Here is a 22,673-nt window from a genome sequence, read left to right as displayed (position 1 = left end):
CTAGCACTGGCTTTAATCTTACTTACTAAAATGGTAACTATTAGTTACTTTTAAAAGCTTCTAATGCATCATCTTCAGCTACTGCGTTACCATATTTTTTAATGTAACCCATAAACTCGCTTTTACTGATGCGCTTATCTTGGTTTTTATCCATGTAACCAAAATGATTTGAAATATCATCATCGTTACCTTCAACTACCGAGATATAGCCATTGCTGTCGTTATCTAGACTTGCAAAGCTGCTTTCAATTTTATCGAATTTAGCAATTTCAGCTTTAAATGCCGACTCACTTACTTCAGAATCAGTGGCTACTTTACCATTGTTTAACTTCATGTAAGTGTTGAATTCTTTGCGGCTAATTTCGTTATCCATATTGGTATCAATATTTGAAAAATGGCCCCAAATGCTATCGTCATCAGCTTCAACTTTTGAGATGTAGCCATCGCTGTCATTATCTAAACTTGCAAAGTCACTGTCTATTCTTTCAAGACCTTGATTAGATGAACAAGCCGCTAGGCTTAATGATGCTAAAATAGTGGCTGCTAATGTTAACTTTTTCATAAGACGTATCCTTCGTAATTAATTAAATGTCACTTTAACTAATACAAATCCAATGCCAATAATAGTTAACTTATAATAATCAATAACTTAATCTCATTCTGTATATTTATTAAACAGTTTCAGTAAGTTAAGCTTGCAAGCTTTGCAAACAACCTTGTAATTTTTGCAAAAAAACACCCGGTAAAAACCAGGCATTTCAATTTTACTTATATAGTTAAGCTAACAATTAGATTGCTGCGTTTTGGTAGCGTTTAACAAACTCAGTAACTTTTTGGCCATTACATTTTAATGAGTTTAGGTTACCAATTTTTTGACGAACAGGTGCTAAACCTTGTTTTAAAGCCGTCATACATAATTGAGTTTCTTGTTGAGCGTCTTTTGCAAATACTTCTACTTTCTCAACTGATGCGTTGCTTAATGTCGTTTTTTTAGCAATATCACGAATATCTTCACCATTACATAAAATGCTTTTAGAAAAACGAGATAGGTAAACACCGTGCTGGGCAGCTTCTTTACGAGCAACGCTAAAGCCTTCGTTTGCACTTAGTACACATAACTTAGACTCAATTTTGTTATCTTGGCTAAAGTAAGTATTGCTTTGAGCTGACGCAGTTGCAGATGCTAGTAAAGCAGTGGCTAAAAGTAGTTGAGTTTTCATGAGAGATCCTATTTGAACGAGCTAAACAAGTGAATTTTGCGCATTATATATTCAATAAAGTTAAGTTCAATTGAATTTTTTATTTATTTAAATAATTAATATTGTATTCACAATGTTTAAACTTTACCCATCATTTGTTCAACATTTGCGCAGCTATTATCTCAATTCAGTCATGTTATGTACGCGTATTTACTGATACAATTTAATTCATTAAATAGATCCAATTTTAAGGTAAATTTTATGAAAGTGATTTCTTTCAATATCAATGGTCTGCGTGCTCGTCTTCACCAATTACAAGCAATTATCGACAAACATCAACCAGACGTTATTGGCTTGCAAGAGATTAAAGTTCACGACGAAGCATTCCCACTAGAAGATGTACAAAAAATGGGATATCACGTCTACTTTCATGGCCAAAAAGCCCATTATGGCGTAGCTATGTTATGCAAAAAAGAGCCTAAATCGGTCTTAAAAGGCTTTGCTACCGATACAGAGGAATCGCAAAAACGCATGATAAGCGTCACTGTTGAACAAGATAACGGTCGCGACCTTACCGTCATGAATGGCTATTTCCCACAAGGTGATAATATTAATCACGAAACTAAATTCCCTTATAAACGCCAATTTTATAAAGATTTAATGACACACCTTGAAACCAACCACACACCCGATCAAGACGTCATCGTTATGGGTGATATCAACATATCACCTACCGATTTAGATATTGGTATTGGCGAAGTAAATGCTAAACGTTGGTTAAAAACGGGTAAATGTTCTTTCCAACCGGTAGAGCGTGAATGGCTTGCAACATTACTTAATTGGGGTTTTAAAGACACCTTTAGAGAGCAAAACCCCGAAACAGACGATCAATACTCGTGGTTTGACTATCGCTCTAAAGGGTTTGTAGATAATCGAGGACTTCGTATAGATGTAGTGCTTGCAACCAATGAGCTTGCAGCACGCTGCATAGATACAGGTATTGATTACGAACTTCGCGGTATTGAAAAACCCTCAGATCATGCCCCTATATGGTCAACATTTAAGTAATTATTATGCTCAGCCTAACAATGCAGGGGCTACTTTGGGCTCTTGTGATTATTATTGCTCTATTAAGCTTTGATAAAAAAACATATAAAACATTGCTTAATACGCCAGTCCGTCAAACTGGCGTACTTGCGTGTGCGTTAGTGTTTGCAGTGCTTTGGCGAATAAAGGCTGGCATTTTAACTGGCCTTGATTTACACATACTAGGTGTTACGGCTGCTACATTAATTTTAGGCTGGCGATTGACTATTTTAAGTAGCCTACTTGCCACAGCCCTACTCGCTGCCTTTGGTCAAATTGAACTTGAGCTATTACCAGTACAACTGCTTATTGGTGCGTTTATTCCTATTTTATTGAGCTATCTTGGCTTTATAATTAGTTACCAATATTTACCTCGTCATTTTTTTGTTTATATATTTGTTTGTGCGTTTATAACCGCAGGATTTATAGCCTGTATAAAAATAAGCCTAGGTGCTTTATTTTACTTAGCTATAGGGCAATACAATTGGCAAGAACTTGCAGATAACTACGTTTATTTAAGTGCCATAATTTGGTTTCCTGAAGCAATGCTCAACGGCATGGCTATAACAATTATGATCACCTATCGCCCGCATTGGGTAAAAACTTTTTACGATAAGGACTACCTAGACTCATGAGTCTTGAATATCAATGCCCGCTGTGTAACCTAGCACTTTTGAAAACTGATTCAACACTTCGTTGTGCTAACAACCACAGCTTTGATTTTGCTAAAGAAGGCTATGTTAATTTACTGCCTGTGCAGCAAAAAAATTCAAAACAACCGGGTGATTCACTTGAAATGGTACAAGCCAGACGCGCATTTTTAGAGCTTGGTTATTATGGCTTCTTACAACGAAATCTTAGCGATATAATTAGTAATATAAGTGCGAATACTATTATTGATTTAGGATGCGGTGAAGGGTTTTATACCCAAGCAATCGCAAATAAAACAAATGCTGTTGTATACGGTGTCGACATTTCAAAATCAGCGGTTAAATATGCAGCTAAGCGCTACCCTAATTGCCAATTTAGTGTGGCATCAATCAGCCAAGCGCCCTTTAAAAGCCAATTTGCTGATGTACTTGTAAGTGTATTTGCACCTTTGTTTGAGCAAGAGCTTGAACGCCTAGCAAATCAAAACGCAACATTAGTGGTTGCAAGCCCAGGACCTTGTCATTTAAAAGAGCTAAAATCGTATATATATTCAGAAGTAAACGAACATACTGAAATAGCCACTCCAAAAGGATTTCAAAAATCAGAGCAGATCCTTTTAACAGAGCATGTAGCGCTTAGCTTTACTGATATTAAAAACTTAATAATGATGACGCCATTTGCATGGAAATTTAGACCCGATCACTGGACAGCACTCGAACAAAAAGGTGAACACAATGTCACCTTATCATTTTATATTACTCAGTTTACCAAAATAGATAATGGTATAACCCGCTAAAACTGCTCTTTAGTAAATGCTCTATCCATTTTTTCAAACATATCTTTAAGTAAATTGGCAAGCTCCATATAACGGGGCTTGTTTTCACTTAACTGCGTTTGATATCCATTAGCTGCCATTTTAGTGTACAGCTCGTTGTACCATTTTTGCATCGCAGGATCTAAAGGCGTTTGCGCTCGTTTACCTAACCAAAATAAACCTTGTAAAGGTAACGATATAAAAAATAATACACTCGCAATAGCTTGCGGTAAAAAATCATGACCTAAGTAGTTAAGCTGAAAAAACAACGTTAGCATAGCCAAGATTGGCATTACTGTAATGGCAAGCTCAGTCGCTCTAATCACTCTAAACTCTAAAAACAAAGGCGCAAGCTCTTTACGCATTGGCCATTTTTTACCATACAAACGGCCTGTTTGTAGTTGTGACATCACACTTTTTTGCATCATGACTCCTCACAGATACTGCTTTTAAATACAATAGAAAACGAGCTATACCCAAAGTGTAACACAAAATGAGGGAGTTACACTTTCTCAGTAAAAGAGCTTAAATTTACCCTTTAATGGCGAACAATCCTAACTTAAACATCATAAATAAGGTAAAATATTTAACATTGAGTTAACCACTTTGCAGTTGAACATTTAATTGTTTTAGCCTTATTTAATACCGTAAGTGTAACTATTACGTATTCACTTACTAAACTTGTTTATGGAAATTGAATTTATGCCTACAAGCTCTCCTAAGTCACAACACGTTTTAGTGCTAAATAGCGGCAGCTCTAGCTTAAAGTTCGCCATTATAGATCCAAATAATGGTCACGAGGTTATCTCTGGTTTGGCTGAGCGCTTAGGAAGCGAAGCCCCTTCAATAAAATATAAATATAATGGGACTAAGACCGCTATTAATTTGAAAGCTAACGAAGCTCACGCTGAAGCAATCAATACCCTAGTGGCATTAATTAAATCACATAAATTAGATGAGCATTTAATAGCAGTAGGTCACCGTGTTGTTCACGGTGGTGAACATTTTATACAATCAATACTTATCGACGAAGATGTTATTTTGGGAATTACACAAGCTGCTACACTTGCTCCACTGCACGGGCATGCTAATTTATTAGGCATTTCATCTGCAAAAGAATCTTTTAAAGGATTACCCCAAGTCGCGGTATTTGACACCGCGTTTCATCAAACTATGGATGAAGTCGCTTATCTATATGCCCTTCCTTATAAGTTATATACCGAGTTTGGCGTAAGGCGTTATGGTTTTCATGGTACAAGCCACTGCTATGTTGCAGATCAAGCCGCTCAGCTATTAAATCAATCCCTTGAAGAAAGTAATTTTATTAGTGCTCATTTAGGTAATGGCTGCTCTGTATGTGCAATAAAAAGCGGTAAAAGTGTTGATACAAGTATGGGCTTAACTCCCCTTGCAGGCTTAATTATGGGTATGCGCAGTGGTGATATCGATCCCGGTTTATTTAACTTTTTAACTACACAACTAAATTATAGCGCTCAGCAAATTGACGATTTACTAAATCAAGAAAGCGGTTTACTGGGCATAAGTGGGCTTTCTAACGATTGCCGTACAATTGAAGAGGCTTCGCTTTCTGGGAATCAAAGAGCAACTCTAGCAATCGATATGTTTTGCTATCGGCTTGCCAAACAAATTGCAGCCTACATGGTGCCATTACAGCGCCTAGACGCTGTAATTTTTACTGGCGGTATTGGCGAAAATTCAGATCTTATTCGTAAAAAAGTAATCTCTCAACTTGCCTTTTTAAACATTGATTGCGATGAGGAAGCTAACCTTAAAGCCCGATTTGGACAACAAGGGATTATTAGCACTAAAAAAACAAAAATTAAAGTTATCGTTATACCTACAAACGAAGAGTGGGTAATAGCAAACGATGCCGCAAGCATAGTAAAGGAGCTTTAATTATGGCACGTCGTATTATGTTGATTCCTGTATCTACCGGTGTGGGTTTAACGTCTGTATCGGTTGGTTTAGTGCGTGCACTTGAACAAAAAACAGTTAAAGTTAACTTTTTCAAACCCATCGCTCAGCCTCGTTCAGGCGAAACAGGTCCTGAAAAATCAACACAAATAGTTACTCAAGGCTCACCTATTAATCCACCTCTGCCTTTTGCGCTTGATTATGCTGAGCAAATGATTGCTGACGGTAAAGGTGATGATCTACTAGAGGAAATTGTTGAACGCTTTGAAAGTAAAATAAACGACGATGAAGTAGCTATTATTGAAGGTATGGTGCCTACTCGTCGCCAACCTTATGCTGGGCGTGTAAACCGCGAAATTGCGCAAACACTCGGCGCTGAAATTGTATTTGTACTTACCCCTGGTAATTACACCATTACTCAAATAGAAGACCGCCTAGAAATTGCAGCAGGTAATTACGGTGGAATCGATCATCCTCGTGTACTGGGCTGTATTTTTAATAAAGTAAATGCGCCACTTGATGAAGAAGGCCGTGCACGCGCCGATTTAGTCGACGCTTACAAACCTGAAGAGCTTGAAAACGAGTTAAATCGTTTAGCGTCTTTACCTATTTTGAAAAAAAATCCGTTTATGTTACTTGGTGCAATCCCGTGGGATTTTGACTTAGTAGCCCCGCGCGTAAAAGACTTAAGCGCATACTTAAAAGCCACGATTATTAACGAAGGAGATATGCTTCATCGTCGTCTGCGCCGTATTACTTTTTGTGCTCGTACGGTTTCAAATATTTTAAATTATTTTACGCCAGGTGCTTTATTAGTAACACCAGGCGATCGCTCAGACATACTTGTTGCTGCGTGTTTATCTACTATGAACGGCACTAAACTTGGCGCTATATTACTCACCGGTGGCTTTGAGCCAGAGCCACGCATTATGGCTTTGTGTGAACAAGCCATGCAAACCGGTTTACCAATACTCGCAACTGATGCCGACACATGGCGCACATCACTATTACTGCATAACTTTAATATGGAAGTACCAAATGATGATGACCAACGCATTGAAAAAGTAAAAGATCACAATGCAGAACATATCAATTCAAGCTGGCTCGATACTCTAGCTCAAAGTGTAGGCAAAACGCGTAAGTTATCACCACCTGCATTTCGTTATTTATTAACCGATAAAGCACGTAAAGCAGATAAAACCGTAGTATTACCAGAAGGGAATGAACCTCGTACAATTAAAGCGGCTGCTATTTGTGGTCAACGTGGCATTGCTAAAACTATATTGCTTGGCGATCGCGAAGAAATAATGCGTATTGCACAGCAGCAAGGTATTGAGCTAAACGAACATGTAAGTATCATCGAGCCAAAAAGTATTATAAATGATTATATTGCGCCTATGGTCGAAATTCGTAAAAGCAAAGGCCTAACTGCCGTTGTAGCACAAGAGCAACTACAAGATAACGTCGTACTTGGCACAATGATGCTTGAGCAAGGTAAAGTAGATGGTTTAGTATCGGGCGCGGTTAATACCACTGCCAATACAATTCGCCCGCCCCTGCAGTTAATTAAAACAGCGCCAGGATCATCACTAGTATCATCCGTATTTTTTATGCTGCTACCTGATCAAGTGTTAGTTTACGGTGACTGTGCTATAAACCCCGACCCTAATGCTGAACAACTTGCTGATATAGCGATTCAATCTGCCGACTCTGCAGCTGCATTTGGCATAGAGCCACGTGTAGCAATGATAAGCTATAGCACGGGTACATCAGGCACGGGTGCCGATGTTGAAAAGGTACGTGAAGCCACAAAAATAGCAAAACAAAAACGTCCTGATTTAATTATCGACGGCCCACTACAATACGATGCCGCTATAATGGAAAATGTAGCACTTAAAAAAGCACCTAACAGCCCTGTAGCTGGTAAAGCGACTGTATTTATATTCCCAGATTTAAATACAGGTAATACAACATATAAAGCAGTACAACGCAGTGCCGACTTAATAAGTATCGGCCCTATGCTTCAAGGTATGCGCAAACCCGTAAACGACTTGAGCCGTGGTGCATTGGTCGATGATATTGTGTATACAATCGCCTTAACTGCAATTCAGGCAGCCCAAGCAGAAGCGCTAATAGCACATTAAACACAACGTGTGCTTTTTATAGCCTAGCTATTATTTATTTAATAATTAACTAGTTAGGCTATTTATACCCTGCAACCCCCATACTTATCCACAGAAATTGTGGGTAAGTTTTTAATCTCTATTAAAACCCTCTTCCAAATGCTCATTTTAGTCACGCTTACACCTTTAACTTGAAGGCAATAATCTATACTATAAAGCTATCAATAATGCTGTATCGCAGGCGTTTAATGTCAAAACAAACATTACAATTACACAGCACGGTTTTATCTATTCACAGTTTAGATGTTGACGCCGATATACCTGCGGCGCTACTCAAGCTTCCTTTATTTTTTATATCTAAAACCCAGGATGAACTATCTATTGTTTGCCCTAGTAGCTTTGAAATAGAGAGTTTAGATACCGAATCTGATTGGCAAGCACTTGAGGTGGTTGGCCCACTTGGTTTTTCGCTGACCGGAATAATGGCTAATATATCGGGTGTATTAGCACGCGCTAAAATTTCTATTTTTTCAATCTCAACCTACGATACCGATTATATTTTAGTAAAAAAGCAAACGGCCTCACTAGCACTTAACGCCTTAAAAAAAGATGGTTACAACGTGGTGGCGCAATAGCATATGAAAGCACAAACAATTGAATATCTAGCACTCAATAAAACGCCTCGTAGTGCCATCCTTATTACAAGCCCATTTACAGGTAAAGTAATACCGCTTCAAGAACACCCCGAACCTATTTTTAGGTTTGGTATTCTCGGACCTGGTATTACTGTAAAGCTCAGTAGCCACAAAATTTTAGCGCCGTTTGATGGCACGTTATTACAAGTAAAAAACGCAGGTACTGAGTTTATTTTACAGGCTAAAAATGGTTTAAAAGTTTTAATCAACTTAACTATTACCGGTTCACAATCAATTACACATACCCATATTGCACAATTAAATGGTAGTGAAATAAGTAAAGGCCAACGCCTCGCTTATTTTGATTTACGTGAACTAGAAACGCCTATGCTGGCCAGTTTAATCTTACTTAACGGCCATAATCTCGGCACATTTCATTACTCACATTCGCATGTAAATGCGGATGTTGATACCTTATTAACTATTATTAAGAAGAATTAAATTTATGATCACTCTATACGGTATTAGCAATTGCGATACGATAAAAAAAGCAAAAAAATACTTAGCCGACAACAACATCGAATTTACGTTTCATGATTACCGCAAAGATGGCGTAGATGAGCAAATGATAAGTGATTTTGCAGATAAACTCGATTGGGAACAGCTTGTTAATAAACGTGGCACAACTTATCGCGCACTAACTGATGAGCAAAAACAGAGTTTGACTAAAGAAAGTGCTATCCCATTGTTAGTTGACCAACCTGCAATGATCAAACGCCCAGTACTTATTAACAATGGCAGTTACCATTTAGGTTTTAAAGCAGCTCAATACGATGAGATATTTAAATCATGAAAGATGATGTAATTAAACTCGCCCAAGCACTAATACAACGTGAGTCAGTAACGCCCGAGGATGCTGGCTGCCAACAGATAATGAACGATCGCCTTGCTGCGGTTGGTTTTAATATAGAGTCATTATTTTTTACCGACACATTAAATACATGGGCTCGAAAAGGCACACAATCACCGCACTTTTGTTTTGCAGGCCACACTGATGTTGTGCCAACAGGCCCAGAGAAAAATTGGCAACACCCGCCGTTTTCAGGATTAATAAAAGACGGTTTATTACATGGGCGCGGCGCTGCCGATATGAAAGGCTCGTTAGCTGCAATGCTTGTTGCAACCGAGCGTTTTGTTACTAAACATCCAGATCATAAAGGCTCGATTTCATTTTTAATTACCTCCGACGAAGAAGGCCCGTTTATAAACGGGACTACTCGTGTAATTGATACGCTAGAGGCGCGCGGTGAAAAAATTGATATGTGCCTTGTAGGCGAGCCATCATCACGCGATGTACTCGGTGATGTGGTTAAAAATGGCCGAAGAGGTTCACTTACCGCTTTTTTAACTGTTAAGGGTATACAAGGTCATGTGGCCTACCCGCATTTAGCACAAAACCCAATTCACCTAGCAACCTCTGCCCTTACTGAGCTTAGCCAAACGGTGTGGGATAACGGAAATGAATACTTCCCTGCTACCAGCTTTCAGATTTCAAATATTAATGGCGGCACAGGTGCAGGTAATGTGATCCCGGGTGAGCTTGAAGTACAGTTTAACTTTAGATTTAGCACGCAAGTAACACATGAGCAATTACAACAACGTGTAAATAACATACTGCAAAAGCATAACTTAAATTATGAATTAAGCTGGATAGTAAATGGCTTGCCTTTTATTACCGAGCACGGCCCACTTGTTGATGCCACAGTAAAAGCGATTAAATCAGTAACCGGTTTAACTACGAATCTAGAAACTACTGGCGGCACATCTGATGGTCGCTTTATTGCACAAACAGGTGCTAAAGTAATTGAACTTGGCCCACGTAACGAAACTATTCATAAAGTAGATGAATGCGTAAGTACCGATGATTTAATAGCCCTTACCGACATTTACGAGCAAATACTAGAGCAACTTTTAGCATAATGGATGTAACTAAACTAACATCGATAATGTGTATCACAGGGCAAAGTGATACACATTTAACTGACATACAAAATCATCGCTTGCACAGCGCTATTATTAGCGACTTTTTAGCGCTGCAAAGTGCAGCTCAAAAAGCAGGATTTGATCTTACTATTGCCTCAAGTTTTCGCGACTTTGAACGCCAGTCAATTATTTGGAATAATAAGTTTCTAGGTATTCGACCTGTTTATAATAAACAGCAAAAGGTTGTAGATTTAACTAAATTAAATGATGTAGATAAATGCATAGCAATAATGCTCTACTCTGCACTACCTGGCGCAAGCAGGCACCATTTAGGGACTGACTTAGATGTGTTTGATAAAGCTGCGGTCAGTGATGATTATAAGCTACAGCTAACACCTGATGAATACTTGCAAGCTGGGCCGTTTGCACCTTTAAGTAATTGGCTTGATACTAACTTAGTTAAATTTGGTTTTTATCGCCCTTATCAGCATGATTTAGGTGGCGTAGCACCTGAGCTTTGGCATATAAGCCATATTAAGCAATCACAATTATTAGTGAATAAACTTAGCGAGCAAGTACTTTTTGAGTGCATAAAAAACAGTGAACTACTGGGTAAGCAGGCAATACTTGATAACTTACCTGCTATTTATAAACGCTTTGTAACAAACGTAAGCCCACACCTAAAAGAAGGTTAGGTTATATTAAGCCTTCTTTTTATTTAAAATAAACACCAGCACGGCCCCTAATATTAAGGAACTTGCTACTAAAAACTCCATTGTTACCTGCTCTGATAAAAACAAAACACCAGCAATGGCTGCAAGTACAGGTACACAAAGCTGCACAACAGCAGCTTGGGTACTTTTAAGCAGTGGCATAGCCACATACCAAACACTGTAACCAATTCCAGACGCTATCGCACCCGAGGCACATGCAAGCAAAACCCCTTCAATACTCATATTTTTTAAATAACTCATACCAACAAGTAATAAAACAGGGATAGCCACTAAGCTTCTTATAAAGTTAAACCCCGTAGTACGCAGTGGCGATACGCACACTTTAGCGCGAATACTGTAAATACCCCATGCCACACCACTGAGTGCCATAAGTGATGCACCTAATAATGAAGGTACAGCAGCAGATGGCAGCATTAAATATACAAACCCACCTAGCGCCACTATAAACGCGCACCACTGAAGCACACTCAACTGCTCTTTTTGATATATACCCCAGCCAATCATAGTTAGTTGCACGGCTGAAAACAAAATCAGTGCACCGGTGCCTGTATCTAGCTCTACGTATGCAATCGAAAAACAAAGCGCGTAAACAAGCAGGCTAATACTGCTTCGCCAGCTTCCTCTGTCACTTAAAATAGCGGGATTGAATGTGCCTTTACGTTTTAAATTATGGGTATAAATAGCCATTATAATGCCCAAACATGCAGCCCCGCTGAGTAAGCGAATAACAGTAAAGTTCCAAGCATCTATATAACCTTCTGCTAAGGCCATTCTGCAAAATAGAGAATTTGCGGCAAACGCAATTAAAGCAATTAATGTGTATATGGTGGCTTTCAAAAAAATTCCTTCGCAACGAAAAATAACTATATTGTTTAAACTCACTCGCTAATTAACCAACCACGTTCAAGCCATTGATTAATTTTAGTAATTAAAAACCCAGCGATTTTCTCACCCGGGAGTTCATTTAAACAGGATTGACATAACTGTGCAAAGGGTGTAATGCCGTTCACTTAAGGTGAGCGGCTTTTTTATTTCTAGCGTACCGCTGTGGTCTTGGCTTGACTGCACGAGGAAAACCTCGATCCCTTCGAGGCTCTAGAATTAGGCTTTCTGCCATCGCATAAAAGTATTTTAATTGACGTGGTATGGCTCCAGGTGTTGAATAAGGTAATCCAACAAGCAACCTCATTATTTGAGCTAAACTACCATTGAAACTCAGTTGGTACGGTAAATAATCACCTTTTAATGTGTGGCACATTTTTACCATCTGATATCGCACCATATTATAAGTAAGCAACACTCCCCACAGCTCTTGCTTTACAAGCGCTGGTAAGCGACTTCTTAATGTTAATCGATTGCCCAGCATATATTGCTTTTGTTCCCGATAACCAAGCTCTATCTCCCAGCGGTGACTGTACAAATCACCTATATCGGCTGATAGATATCGCATCGGATCTGTCATAGATGTCATCACACTATATGATTTCCCCTTTATTTTTCGAGTCACTAACCTCGCGATTAAGGTGTTAGGCAGCGTTGGCCACATCTTTCTTGCTCTTGGGTTGCTGCTAAGTTGGACTAATTTATCATTACGCCCTAATGTTTGAATAACTTCATATTGCACATTTTTTTTCAGGGGGATTAGCCAATGGCGTTCACTGCCAGTTGTTTGCCATTTATGTAAAAGCCCTAAAGAATAGAAACCTTTGTCGAATAAAGTGAGACTGTTATCGGGTGTGGTTTCTATAAGCTTTTCAGCCAGCACCATTTCATTGACCTTGTAATCATCAAAAGCACTCCCCGTGATTAGGTGGCTGCTTAGCTCCATTTGACACACCATTCTGACCTGTGGGTATTGTGTATTAGTCGGTTTTGTAAAGGCTTCATTGTTTTGGGGTGAGTCATCCGTACGCCAAACGACACCATCGACACCAAGCAAGGTAAGCCCATTCCAATGAGGATGATTAGCGTCATTATTCCAATGCCTTTGGGTGCATTCAAATAAGGCTTTCATGGCGGCTTCACCTAGGTTTTTACGACGCTGAGTTAAAGCACTTGGCGCAACAAATGGCTTACCATCGCGGTCAACAATGTCGAGCATATTAACGACATCGGCCATCGATTTGTCATTATAAATAACCATCCCGATCAACAACCAAGCCATCGATTCTAGGGTTAGTTTTCTTTTTCGTAGTGTAACGGTTTCGGTCAGTGCATAGGCTTCTTCGATAAGAGATAAAGGGAGTAAGTCTGCGAGTGTTTCAACGTCATTAGGTTTGATGTTGTTAATAATATCGAGAGCATTAGAAAGTTGCATAAAAAAATCCGAATTCTACAAAAGAATTCGGATTCTTACATACCTAGAAGATCGTTCAAGTGCTATTAACTAATTCTTAAATGATCGGCATTAGTGCAAAGGGTGTGTTTTGTTTTAATAAACTCAGTAAGCGGTATTCTTGTGCATCAACGCTTAAATATTGTGTACGCCTTTGAGCATCACGTGCTACAACCCAAAAGCGAGGTTCTGAGACTCTTGGCTCTGGCGGTGTTTGCTTTTGTTTTATTGCCTGCCAACTTTCAACCGCCATAGTATTAAACACAACTAACTGTACACTTGGATGTAATTTTAATAGTAAAGTTGGCCATTGCTGAGGTTCAATACTTTCAAGCTCTAATACATTAAGTAATGTTTTATCGCTTGCATCAAAAGTACTTAGTAATAGTCGTTCAAATTTGGCTATATCTGCAAGTATGGGGTAATCACTAAAAGGAGTATTAGCGGCTAAATAATCTGGTAGTTTCTCTGCAAAAATTCGTAGTGACGTATGAGTTGAAGGATATAAAGCTAAATAACCATCAACCATCATCTCAAATAAATCATCACCTAAGTAAATGCCCAACTGTTCGTGATCTTGCTCAATCACGGCTCTTAAGCGAATTTTATAAGCGCTTTGATAAATAGAGAGTCGCTGTTGTGTATTTAACTGCCCTTGCTGCGCAATTTGCTCGCTAATATCCGAACTTTCTCCTTGCAGTAAATTCATAAACTGTTGTTGCAGCTTTGCTAAATCACTCATGATCTTATATCCCAAAACGGTTTCACTAGCGTTTTAGCATGCTCAAGCTCAGTAATTAAATCATCAAGGGAGCCAATATTATCATCGCGTTCAATCATGGTACTTACCGGATTTAATGTTTTTGCATACTGAGCATATAAGTCCCATACCGCATCGGGAACATCTTCATCGTGAGTATCTATAATATGCGTACCAAAGTCTTGATGTCCTGCTAAGTGTATTTGTGCAATAGCTGTACTCGGAATAGCTGATAAATAATCCATTGCATTAAAGTCGTGATTTCGTGCACTTACATAAACATTATTTACATCCATTAAAAACTTACAGCCTGTTTGCTTATGTAATTGCGCTAAAAAATCCCACTCACTCATTTGTGAATCGTTATAGGTTAAATAGCTCGATACATTTTCAAAAATCATTTCACGCCCCAGGTAATCCTGAACTTGTGAAATTTTATTTGCTAAATGATCAAGTGCCTCTGAGGTGTAAGCCATTGGAAGTAAATCGTGACTATTAACACCGCCCACTTGGGTGAAACATAAATGATCAGACACCCATTGCGGCTCAACCCTCGCAATTGTGTTTTTTAACTGATTTAAATAGTCTTTGTTAATAGGGTCAATACTGCCAATCGACATTGATACCCCATGCATAACAATCGGATAATCTGCTCTTATTTTATTTAAATAATGCCAAGGTTTTCCACCAGCTACAAAATAGTTTTCTGAAATGATTTCAAACCAATCTACAGCTGGTTTCTCTGCAATAATTTGCTCGAAATGCGGGGCTCTTAATCCTAAACCAAAACCTAAAAAACGATTTGTCATATACTTCCTCAAAAATCTGAGTAACACACCCGTAATTGAATGTATTACTCAGATTTATTATAATAGCTTTAACTATTAATTACTTTTTCTTAGCTACCTACAGAGCCACCAATATCACCACATGCTTTTGCAGGCATTGATACAAAACCGGTGCCTTTACATGATGCATGCCCAGCACAAGCATTATTAACAGTCTTACAATCGTTATGACCGCCACACACATTTACATCGTTACAATGTACTAAATCTGCTTTAGCTACACTGCCTACCCATTTATCTTTTACTGTACCGCCAACGTCAGCACATGATTTTGCAGGCACTGCTACAAAACCAGTCCCTTTACATGACGCTTGACCTGCACATGCATTCTCAGCTGTTTTACAATCGTTATGGCCACCACATACATTCGCATCATAACAATGAACTAAATCAGTTGTTGCGCCATTATTAGCAACTGCACTTGATGTTGCCGTTCTGCCTCTGTTGCATTACAACCAACTAAACCTGCTACCATTACAGCCATTGCTGCACCTGTAAACTTTTTCATTTTTTAATTCCTCTGAGTGATATAACTCTTAGCAAGACCGCTAAAGCGAAAGTACTATTTCAGTGGAGTTGATAATAAACCAAAAAAAATTCACAGTTTGTTCACTAATGTCACTTTATATTTCTTTATTAGCAGGCAGTTTTACTCTACGATTTTTTACAATATTTCACACATTTAGCTAAAAATAGTATGTTAATGTATACAGGTAAATTAAGAGGAGTGCTCAGTGCGCCGCAGTATAATTTTAAGCTTTTGTTTTATTTTAAGTGGGTGTAGCACAATGGGTTTTAATGACCTATTTAATGACTATGCCACGCAAATGACACCAATAAGAAATGCGATCGAGAAAAACAACATCGAAGAAGCGCAATCCCTTATTGCTAATAATAGCACCCTGCACAGCAGCTACTTACTTAACCAACTTGAGCAAGCTCGTTTAAACGACTTAGCAAATACACCAGATGATGCACAAAGTAAATTTGAGAACGTGTATACGCAAATGCAAAAAAAGCGTGAAGCCGCCAAAATACAAGCAAGTGCGGGCCTTGAACAAAGTAACGCTTTATTTACCAACGACTCAGCAATAACTTATGTGCCACCCGCTTACGAAATGAGCATGCTTCATAGTTATAAAGCACTTAACTACGTGTATAAAAATGATGTTGAAGGCGCATTGGTCGAAATTCGCCGAGCTAATAAAGTACAAGTTGATGCGCTTAGCGAGAATGAAGCAGAAGTAGACTCAACCGTTAAAGAAGCTCAGCAACACTACCCAAGCATGAGCAATGTAACCAGAAACATAAAAAATGGCTTTCAAAATGCCTACACATTTTACTTATCTGCTTTGCTTTACCAAAGTGCTAAACAATACGACGACGCCTATATCGATTATAAAAAAGCATTGGCTATACAACCTAACAATATTTATTTACAGCAAGATGTAATGCGCCTTGCTAAAAAACAAGGGTTTGACCAAGATCTAAATGAATTTAAAAAACGCTTTGGCGATACGCCCACTATTTCTTCATCACAAGGCGAAGTAATTGTTTTATTTGAACAAGGATTAGTACCAAAACAAGATGAATTTAAACTGCGCTTGCCAATTTATTCATCACATGGCGATGCACGCTTTTACAGCTTGGCGATGCCGGTATATAAAGATAATGCCTATGTGCGCCGCCTTAACAATATAAATATAGATGCACAAAGCTTAGAGCTGAGACCATTAGTACACATTGAAGCACTTGCAGCTAAAACTCTAGAAGATCAAATACCTGCAAAAGTCGCTCGCCAAGTACTTAGATTAGTAGCTAAAGAGAAAGTGCGGGCAGAACTTGCTCGCAGTGCCGGTGATGTAGGTAACATACTTGCTAATATTTATAATTTGGCGTCTGAGCAAGCTGATACACGCAGCTGGCTTACACTTCCAAATCAAATAAGTGTCGCAAGGCAAAGCCTAAATACAGGTGAGCATTCTGTGCATATAGGCACACAAGCACCTATAAATTTTACCATTAGTAAGCAAGGGTTAACGTTAATTTACTTAACCTCTATTAATAACTACTTTAATTACCACGTAGTTCAACTTTAGGAGCCATCATGAAATACATAGCGCCATTATTAGCAGCCTTAATGCTCAGTGCATGTTCCAGCCAACCGGTTACATCGGGTATTTCTGTTGAACAAAATAAAAACCAGTTTAATGAGCAATTACGTGTAGATAACCCAGAGCTTGGTAAAAAGCTTGCCATTACTGATGTGAAAACACGTCAAACCAACCAGTTAACCGATGTAGTAGTGACACTTTCGAGCCAGTATAAAAAATCACAATATTTGCAGTATCAGTTTAATTGGTTTGATAAAGACGGCTTTGTAATTAAAGGCAACCATTCACCTTGGCAAGCACTCACCTTATTTGGTTTTGCAAAAACACAATTACCAGGCTTAGCACCGAGCTCTGATGCGGTTACCTTTTCTTTAGCAGTTAGAGAAGTGTCTACCGAATCACAAGAATTTAAAGATTAAAGGAAACAACCATGATCATCAGTAACAAATTTAAAACAGTATCAACTTACGCTTTAGTTGGCTTGAGCGCTTTAGTATTAAGTGGCTGTGCTAATAAAGCCGTAGTAAGTTATGGCGATGCACAAGCAGTAGAAACAACCGATATTAATTTTGGCTCTACCGACTTACAAAAAGTAGCGAGCCAAATGACCGATTCATTACTCAGCTCACCAGTTGTTGGCACAATGACCGCTAATAAACGCCCTGTAGTATTTGTTGAGCGTATTAAAAACAAAACTAGTGAGCACATTGATACTGAATCAATCACCGATTCAATCTCAACGCAAATGCTACGCAGTGGTAAGTTCCGTTTTGTAGATATGACGCGTGTTGAGTCAGTACGTGAGCAATTAACGTTTCAAAACGAAGATGCCCTTGTTAACCCTGCAACAGCCGTTGCATTTGGTAAACAAATTGGCGCGCAATATATGTTATACGGAAATTTATCGAGTATAGTTAAATCAAATGCCGACAAATCAGACGTATACTATAAATTTACGATGCGTTTAATGGATATGGAAAGCGGCCTAGTTGAATGGGCAGACGAAACTGAAATTCGTAAAACTAAAGAAAAATCGACATTTGGTTGGTAGTTACTAAGCCTTTACGGGCTAATAAGCCCATAAAGGCTACCAATAGGAGATTATTATGAAAGCTATAATATTAATAATGTGTGCCCTACTTAGTGTGAGCGCGCCAACTTTTGCTCAATATGAGCGCAATAAAGCAGTTCCTGTGCAGCAAGTTTTATTTGGTGACGTAAAATCGGTACGCAATATTACCGAACAAGAAATCATTCAAGACAAAAACAACGGCTGGGAAACCTTCGGCGGTGCATTACTCGGTGGTGTTGTAGGCAACCAGTTTGGTGGCGGTAGCGGCCGCACAGTAGCAACAATATTAGGCTCGGTAATTGGCGGCAGTGTTGCGCATAACAGGCAGCAGCAAAGTCATTATCAGCAAAATCATTTTGTAGAGTTATTAATACAAATTGAAAACGGCGACCAGTTTATGGTTGTTCAAGATCAAGACCAATCAATGCGTTTTAGCAAAGGCGATAACGTAAGATTAGTGTACTTGAACGACAACACGGTGCGTGTAGATAAAGCGTATTAGCCAATATATTCATGACTAATGTAAAAACGAGCCAAATTTGGCTCGTTTTTTATTTTTTTAATAACTATACTTGGCGATAGTCTTTAAAAAAGCGCTTCATTTTTAACATCGCATCAGATAAATCATCTTTGCTTGGTAAAAATACCAATCTAAAATGATCCGGCTCGGGCCAATTAAACGCCCTGCCATGTACAAGTAATATTTTTTCGGCTTTTAGCAAATCGTACATCATCTTTTCATCATCTTTAACGTTAAAAAGTGCTGTATCTACTTTGGCAAACGCATAGAGCGCGCCTTTAGGTTTTTTACAACTAATACCTTCAATAGCGTTTAACCCGCGCCATGCTATATCGCGCTGCTCGTATAAGCGCCCGCCTGGGTTAATTAAATTATCAATTGATTGCACGCCGCCCAACGCTTGTTGAATTGCATATTGCGCAGGTACATTGGCGCACAAACGCATAGATGAAAGTATTTCAAGGCCTTTGCGTAAATCATCCATTACCGAGGTACGACCGCTTAGAACCATCCACCCCATTCTTAGCCCCGCTGCACGGTAGGTTTTTGCTAAACCATTAAAAGTAATGATTGGTACATCATCACACAGTGAGCCGATTGAAGTATGCGTTATACCATCGTATAAAATCTTTTCGTAAATCTCATCGCTCAATAACAGCAGTTTATGTTCACGCGCTATATCAATTAATTGCATTAACAAATCGTCACTGTAAACCGCACCTGTCGGATTATTAGGATTAATTAATACCAAAGCTTTAGTTTTAGACGTTATTTTGCTTTTTATATCTGCAATATCCGGAAACCAATCTTGCTCTTCATCACATAAATAATGCACCGGATTACCACCCGATAATGTGACAGAAGCAGTCCAAAGTGGATAATCTGGAGCTGGAATAAGCACTTCATCGCCATTATTTAATAGCGCTTGGGTGATCATCTGAATAAGTTCGCTTACGCCATTACCAATATATATGCTATCTACATCTAAATTATGTAATCCACGTTGTTGGTAGTGCTGATAAATAGCCACGCGGGCTGAATAGAGGCCTTTAGAGTCACAGTAACCTTGGGCTGAATATAAGTTGCGGATAATATCGCGGTGCATATCTTCTGGCATATCAAAACCAAAAGCAGCTGGATTACCTATATTCAATTTTAATACTTTTTGACCTTCGTCTTCCATTTTTTTAGCTTGTGCTAAAACCGGCCCACGAATGTCATAACATACACCTTCTAATTTGTGACTCTTTTTAATATCAGACATTTTTACCTCGACTAGTGAGCCTTTAGACTAACCTAGTAAAGGCGTAAAATGCCAGTCAATTTAGGTGCTTAATACTGAAATAAATTCACGTTTCAGCTTCAATAATTAACGAGATGCTAACCATTCATTTAGCTTAGCTTGAGAGCCTGTTACTTGAGCCATTAAGCTATTAGATGCGTCGATAGCTTCAGCTAAGTTATCTAGGTTTAAATTTTGTTCAATAACACGCGATACTTCAGCAAGGCTTGAAGCTCCAAACTGTGCCGCATTCGATTTTAAGCTATGGGAGTGGCGAATAGCTGCTTCTTTATCTTTACCAATTGTTGCTAACACTTCTGAGCCTAAACGTTCAAACTCTGAGCAGCAAAAATCAAGTGTATCAGCAAACTGCTCACCCAATAACGATTCCATACTCTCTAATGCTGATGTATCAATATTTATTTCTGTCATATTTTAAGCCCTTAAAACAATCCATGTAAGTTACAGTTTAATAGTACTACTTTATATTGATGCGTAAAAAAAACCAACTTAATTACCTTATAAATGTATAATTGCGAGGATCATACTGGCAACAAAAAGTTTATTAAATGGCACGCACACTTTGTAATCATTGTAACTTTTCACTAAACACCTGTATTTGCAACGCAATTACAAAAATAAACAACAAAGTTACGGTTATTATTCTACAGCACCCGAGTGAAGAAAAAATAGCAAAAAATACCGCTAAACTACTCAATTTATGCCTAACTGATTGCCAAATAATCAAAGGCGAAAATAATGATGACTTTTCCATACTAAAAACACTGCCAGTAAGTTCAACTGTTTTACTCTACCCTAACGAACACGCTGTAAATTTAGACGATAACACTGAGCAGCCAAATGTAAAAAACATCACCCATTTAATCGTGGTTGATGGTACATGGAAAAAAGCCTACAAAATTTTGCAGCTCACCACATTACTAAATCAATTTAAAACGGTCAGTTTTAAACAGCTACCTAAAAATCGTTATGCTATTCGTAAAGCCCCTCGGGCCGACAGCCTATCCACACTTGAAGCTGTAGCGCATAGTTTGTTTTTAATAGAGCAGCTAAATCCCGCACCACTTTATAATGCACTAAATGAATTAATACAAAAACAAACCCAACACATGCCTGAGCACGTAAAAGCACGTTACTTAGATTAAATTCGTTACTATATGAAACTTGCAATGCGTAACTACCCTAACAGAATAAAACGTGGCTTTACTCGCCAAGGACCCGACTATCGCTTTGACGACCAAGTCGACTTTAGCGATATAAGAGATACCTTCGGCTTTAGGTCAATGGTCGTTGGTAAATGGGTAACTAAAGAAGAGCGCTACATTAGCGCCAATTTAATTTACGATGCACTGGCCGACCTTGCACAAATACTGCATTTACCACCTAAAGCAATTGGCCTGCGCGGCAAGCTTAACTTTGCATTTGGCCATGGTGGTCAAAAAGGCGTGCAAGCGCATTATAATGCAGCCTCTCAAACACTTGCTCTTGCAAAAAATGCAGGCGGTGGTGCACTTGCTCACGAATGGTTCCATGCGTTTGACCATCATATAAGCGAGCACTTATTTGCAGCAAAACCACAATTTGGTTTTGCATCAAAATTATGGCTTTCAAACACGCCAAATTTATCGCATCCACTTAATGATGCTTTGAACAGTTTTTATAAACATGTATTTTTAGATGAAGATGGTATTGATGCAAATAACTTTGTACAAACGTGTATAGAACACGATAAAGCCCACAATATGAATTATATGAGCATGCCAGAAGAGCTTGCAGCGCGGTGTTTTGAAGCCTGTATTGAAGGCCACACATATATAAAAAATAGCTTTTTAGTCGGAGGCTTAAAAAGTAGTAATTTAATCTACCCAAATTGTGAGCATATTAATAAAGCAAATGAAGCACTTAACCACTATTTTGAACTACTGGGCTATGCGCTTCATAAAATAGACGAGTGATGTCTATATTTGGTGATTATTTATCGTCACTAATACGACTTGCTACTGCGCTGCTTTGATCTTTATATTTTGCATCTTTACGAATATTGTATGGGTTTTCACACGGGCCCGATAACATTTCAAAGCTCATAGCACCAATTTTCATCAGTGGGCGTAGTGCCAGTGGTAATTTACCTGAGTTGTAAAACTCTAAAACAATATTGCCGCTCCAGCCTGGGTCTATTCGATGCGCGGTTACATGCACCATTAAACCCAAACGCGCAAGCGATGAGCGTCCATCTAACCAACCTACTATATCTGCTGGTAGAGTTACTTTTTCATGGGTAATAGCTAGTGCAAGTTCACCTGGGTGTAAAAAGAATGCTTCACCTTCATCAAGCACTATTTCTTCACTCATGATCGATTCCATGGCCTTATTTAACTGATCTTTTGGACCACTTAAATCGACGTATGCCGCGTTATGCGCATTAAACGTTCTAAATTTATTACCCAAGCGTAAATCGGCAGTCACGCCTGAAATCATCTCGCTCGTTGGTGCAGGCTCAATAACTATGCGGCCATCGCTTAAGTATTCTTTAATATGTGTGTCTGAAAGTCTCATTATTT

26 protein-coding genes and 1 pseudogene are annotated in these 22,673 nt (G+C 38.7%); 16 read left to right on the top strand and 11 right to left on the bottom strand.

Translation table 11 applies throughout. The features are described 5' to 3' along the window. Positions 1-40 precede the first annotated feature (40 nt). Positions 41-562, bottom strand: coding sequence for an EF-hand domain-containing protein (locus tag RB214_RS07495; protein ID WP_165721507.1), 522 nt, complete (start codon positions 560-562; stop codon positions 41-43). Between the two features lie 226 nt (positions 563-788). Further along, positions 789-1,220 carry a hypothetical protein gene (locus RB214_RS07490; protein ID WP_024604862.1) on the bottom strand — a complete coding sequence of 144 codons (432 nt, stop codon included), beginning with the start codon at positions 1,218-1,220 and terminating at the stop codon, positions 789-791. Positions 1,221-1,460: 240 nt separating this feature from the next. Between RB214_RS07490 and xthA the strand changes: the two genes are divergently transcribed. From xthA to RB214_RS07475, 3 genes are read left to right on the top strand one after another with little or no spacing between them, the layout of a single operon-like run. Then, positions 1,461-2,267 (top strand): exodeoxyribonuclease III, encoded by an 807-nt coding sequence (gene xthA / locus RB214_RS07485; RefSeq protein ID WP_024596546.1) that lies wholly within the window; start codon positions 1,461-1,463, stop codon positions 2,265-2,267. A 5-nt stretch (positions 2,268-2,272) separates the two neighbouring features. Next, complete coding sequence (locus tag RB214_RS07480; RefSeq protein WP_165742938.1) at positions 2,273-2,920, top strand: energy-coupling factor ABC transporter permease; 648 nt, start codon at positions 2,273-2,275, stop codon at positions 2,918-2,920. Further along, a complete protein-coding gene (locus RB214_RS07475; RefSeq protein WP_309168711.1) occupies positions 2,917-3,732 on the top strand; it encodes a putative RNA methyltransferase in 816 nt (271 codons plus the stop codon). Before RB214_RS07480 ends, RB214_RS07475 begins: the two co-directional genes overlap by 4 nt. Here RB214_RS07475 and yfbV read toward each other — a convergent pair. Next, a complete protein-coding gene (gene yfbV / locus RB214_RS07470) occupies positions 3,729-4,175 on the bottom strand; it encodes a terminus macrodomain insulation protein YfbV (protein WP_309168979.1) in 447 nt (148 codons plus the stop codon). The genes RB214_RS07475 and yfbV overlap by 4 nt on opposite strands. A gap of 277 nt (positions 4,176-4,452) precedes the next feature. On the opposite strand from yfbV, the gene RB214_RS07465 reads away from it, so the two are divergent. The 7 genes from RB214_RS07465 (at position 4,453) to RB214_RS07435 (ending at position 11,121) form a co-directional block, all read left to right on the top strand. Continuing rightward, on the top strand, positions 4,453-5,667 hold the full coding sequence (locus RB214_RS07465; protein WP_165742936.1) for an acetate kinase: 1,215 nt from the start codon (positions 4,453-4,455) through the stop codon (positions 5,665-5,667). Between the two features lie 2 nt (positions 5,668-5,669). Beyond that, entirely contained in the window at positions 5,670-7,829 is a 2,160-nt protein-coding gene (gene pta / locus RB214_RS07460) for a phosphate acetyltransferase (protein WP_309168710.1), read from the top strand. A gap of 227 nt (positions 7,830-8,056) precedes the next feature. Next, positions 8,057-8,443 (top strand): ACT domain-containing protein, encoded by a 387-nt coding sequence (locus tag RB214_RS07455; RefSeq protein ID WP_002959696.1) that lies wholly within the window; start codon positions 8,057-8,059, stop codon positions 8,441-8,443. 3 nt (positions 8,444-8,446) lie between these two features. Then, positions 8,447-8,944 (top strand): PTS glucose transporter subunit IIA, encoded by a 498-nt coding sequence (locus tag RB214_RS07450; RefSeq protein WP_002959694.1) that lies wholly within the window; start codon positions 8,447-8,449, stop codon positions 8,942-8,944. Positions 8,945-8,948: 4 nt separating this feature from the next. Beyond that, positions 8,949-9,296, top strand: coding sequence for an ArsC family reductase (locus RB214_RS07445; protein WP_309168709.1), 348 nt, complete (start codon positions 8,949-8,951; stop codon positions 9,294-9,296). Continuing rightward, the gene (dapE, locus tag RB214_RS07440; protein WP_309168708.1) at positions 9,293-10,423 is read left to right on the top strand and encodes a succinyl-diaminopimelate desuccinylase; all 1,131 of its coding nucleotides are present in this window, start codon (positions 9,293-9,295) and stop codon (positions 10,421-10,423) included. Before RB214_RS07445 ends, dapE begins: the two co-directional genes overlap by 4 nt. Beyond that, entirely contained in the window at positions 10,423-11,121 is a 699-nt protein-coding gene (locus RB214_RS07435) for a M15 family metallopeptidase (RefSeq protein ID WP_309168707.1), read from the top strand. Before dapE ends, RB214_RS07435 begins: the two co-directional genes overlap by 1 nt. A gap of 6 nt (positions 11,122-11,127) precedes the next feature. On the opposite strand, the gene RB214_RS07430 is transcribed toward RB214_RS07435, so the two are convergent. From RB214_RS07430 to RB214_RS07410, 5 genes and pseudogenes are all read right to left on the bottom strand, one after another. After that, entirely contained in the window at positions 11,128-11,997 is an 870-nt protein-coding gene (locus tag RB214_RS07430) for a DMT family transporter (RefSeq protein WP_309168706.1), read from the bottom strand. Positions 11,998-12,166: 169 nt separating this feature from the next. Continuing rightward, on the bottom strand, positions 12,167-13,477 hold the full coding sequence (locus RB214_RS07425) for an IS4 family transposase (RefSeq protein ID WP_309167426.1): 1,311 nt from the start codon (positions 13,475-13,477) through the stop codon (positions 12,167-12,169). A gap of 76 nt (positions 13,478-13,553) precedes the next feature. Continuing rightward, entirely contained in the window at positions 13,554-14,237 is a 684-nt protein-coding gene (locus RB214_RS07420) for a putative DNA-binding domain-containing protein (RefSeq protein WP_309168705.1), read from the bottom strand. Beyond that, positions 14,234-15,064 carry a DUF692 domain-containing protein gene (locus RB214_RS07415; protein ID WP_309168704.1) on the bottom strand — a complete coding sequence of 277 codons (831 nt, stop codon included), beginning with the start codon at positions 15,062-15,064 and terminating at the stop codon, positions 14,234-14,236. The genes RB214_RS07420 and RB214_RS07415 overlap by 4 nt, the downstream gene beginning before the upstream one ends. 89 nt (positions 15,065-15,153) lie before the next feature. Continuing rightward, positions 15,154-15,611: pseudogene (locus RB214_RS07410) on the bottom strand (hypothetical protein). A gap of 226 nt (positions 15,612-15,837) precedes the next feature. Here RB214_RS07410 and RB214_RS07405 point away from each other — a divergent pair. From RB214_RS07405 to RB214_RS07390, 4 genes are read left to right on the top strand one after another with little or no spacing between them, the layout of a single operon-like run. Further along, a complete protein-coding gene (locus RB214_RS07405) occupies positions 15,838-17,202 on the top strand; it encodes an adenine DNA methylase (protein WP_309168703.1) in 1,365 nt (454 codons plus the stop codon). 8 nt (positions 17,203-17,210) lie between these two features. Then, a complete protein-coding gene (locus RB214_RS07400) occupies positions 17,211-17,636 on the top strand; it encodes a YcfL family protein (protein WP_002959678.1) in 426 nt (141 codons plus the stop codon). Positions 17,637-17,647: 11 nt separating this feature from the next. After that, the gene (gene lpoB / locus RB214_RS07395) at positions 17,648-18,268 is read left to right on the top strand and encodes a penicillin-binding protein activator LpoB (RefSeq protein ID WP_002959677.1); all 621 of its coding nucleotides are present in this window, start codon (positions 17,648-17,650) and stop codon (positions 18,266-18,268) included. 55 nt (positions 18,269-18,323) lie between these two features. After that, positions 18,324-18,791, top strand: coding sequence for a glycine zipper 2TM domain-containing protein (locus RB214_RS07390; RefSeq protein ID WP_309168702.1), 468 nt, complete (start codon positions 18,324-18,326; stop codon positions 18,789-18,791). A 64-nt stretch (positions 18,792-18,855) separates the two neighbouring features. On the opposite strand, the gene RB214_RS07385 is transcribed toward RB214_RS07390, so the two are convergent. Together RB214_RS07385 and RB214_RS07380 are read right to left on the bottom strand one after the other, a co-directional pair. Next, on the bottom strand, positions 18,856-20,073 hold the full coding sequence (locus RB214_RS07385) for a pyridoxal phosphate-dependent aminotransferase (protein ID WP_024597609.1): 1,218 nt from the start codon (positions 20,071-20,073) through the stop codon (positions 18,856-18,858). Between the two features lie 105 nt (positions 20,074-20,178). Next, the gene (locus RB214_RS07380) at positions 20,179-20,523 is read right to left on the bottom strand and encodes an Hpt domain-containing protein (RefSeq protein WP_002959674.1); all 345 of its coding nucleotides are present in this window, start codon (positions 20,521-20,523) and stop codon (positions 20,179-20,181) included. 137 nt (positions 20,524-20,660) lie between these two features. On the opposite strand from RB214_RS07380, the gene RB214_RS07375 reads away from it, so the two are divergent. Next, on the top strand, positions 20,661-21,257 hold the full coding sequence (locus RB214_RS07375) for a tRNA-uridine aminocarboxypropyltransferase (RefSeq protein WP_165742922.1): 597 nt from the start codon (positions 20,661-20,663) through the stop codon (positions 21,255-21,257). A 24-nt stretch (positions 21,258-21,281) separates the two neighbouring features. Next, entirely contained in the window at positions 21,282-22,067 is a 786-nt protein-coding gene (locus tag RB214_RS07370) for a CLCA_X family protein (protein WP_309168975.1), read from the top strand. 16 nt (positions 22,068-22,083) lie between these two features. On the opposite strand, the gene dcd is transcribed toward RB214_RS07370, so the two are convergent. Beyond that, a complete protein-coding gene (gene dcd / locus RB214_RS07365; RefSeq protein ID WP_002959670.1) occupies positions 22,084-22,668 on the bottom strand; it encodes a dCTP deaminase in 585 nt (194 codons plus the stop codon). Positions 22,669-22,673 lie beyond the last annotated feature (5 nt).

The organism is Pseudoalteromonas sp. HL-AS1 (genome assembly GCF_031198785.1).
GTDB lineage: Bacteria > Pseudomonadota > Gammaproteobacteria > Enterobacterales > Alteromonadaceae > Pseudoalteromonas > Pseudoalteromonas distincta.
Note: the sequence above shows the minus strand (reverse complement) of the source record. Positions and strands in the feature narration are given on the sequence as shown.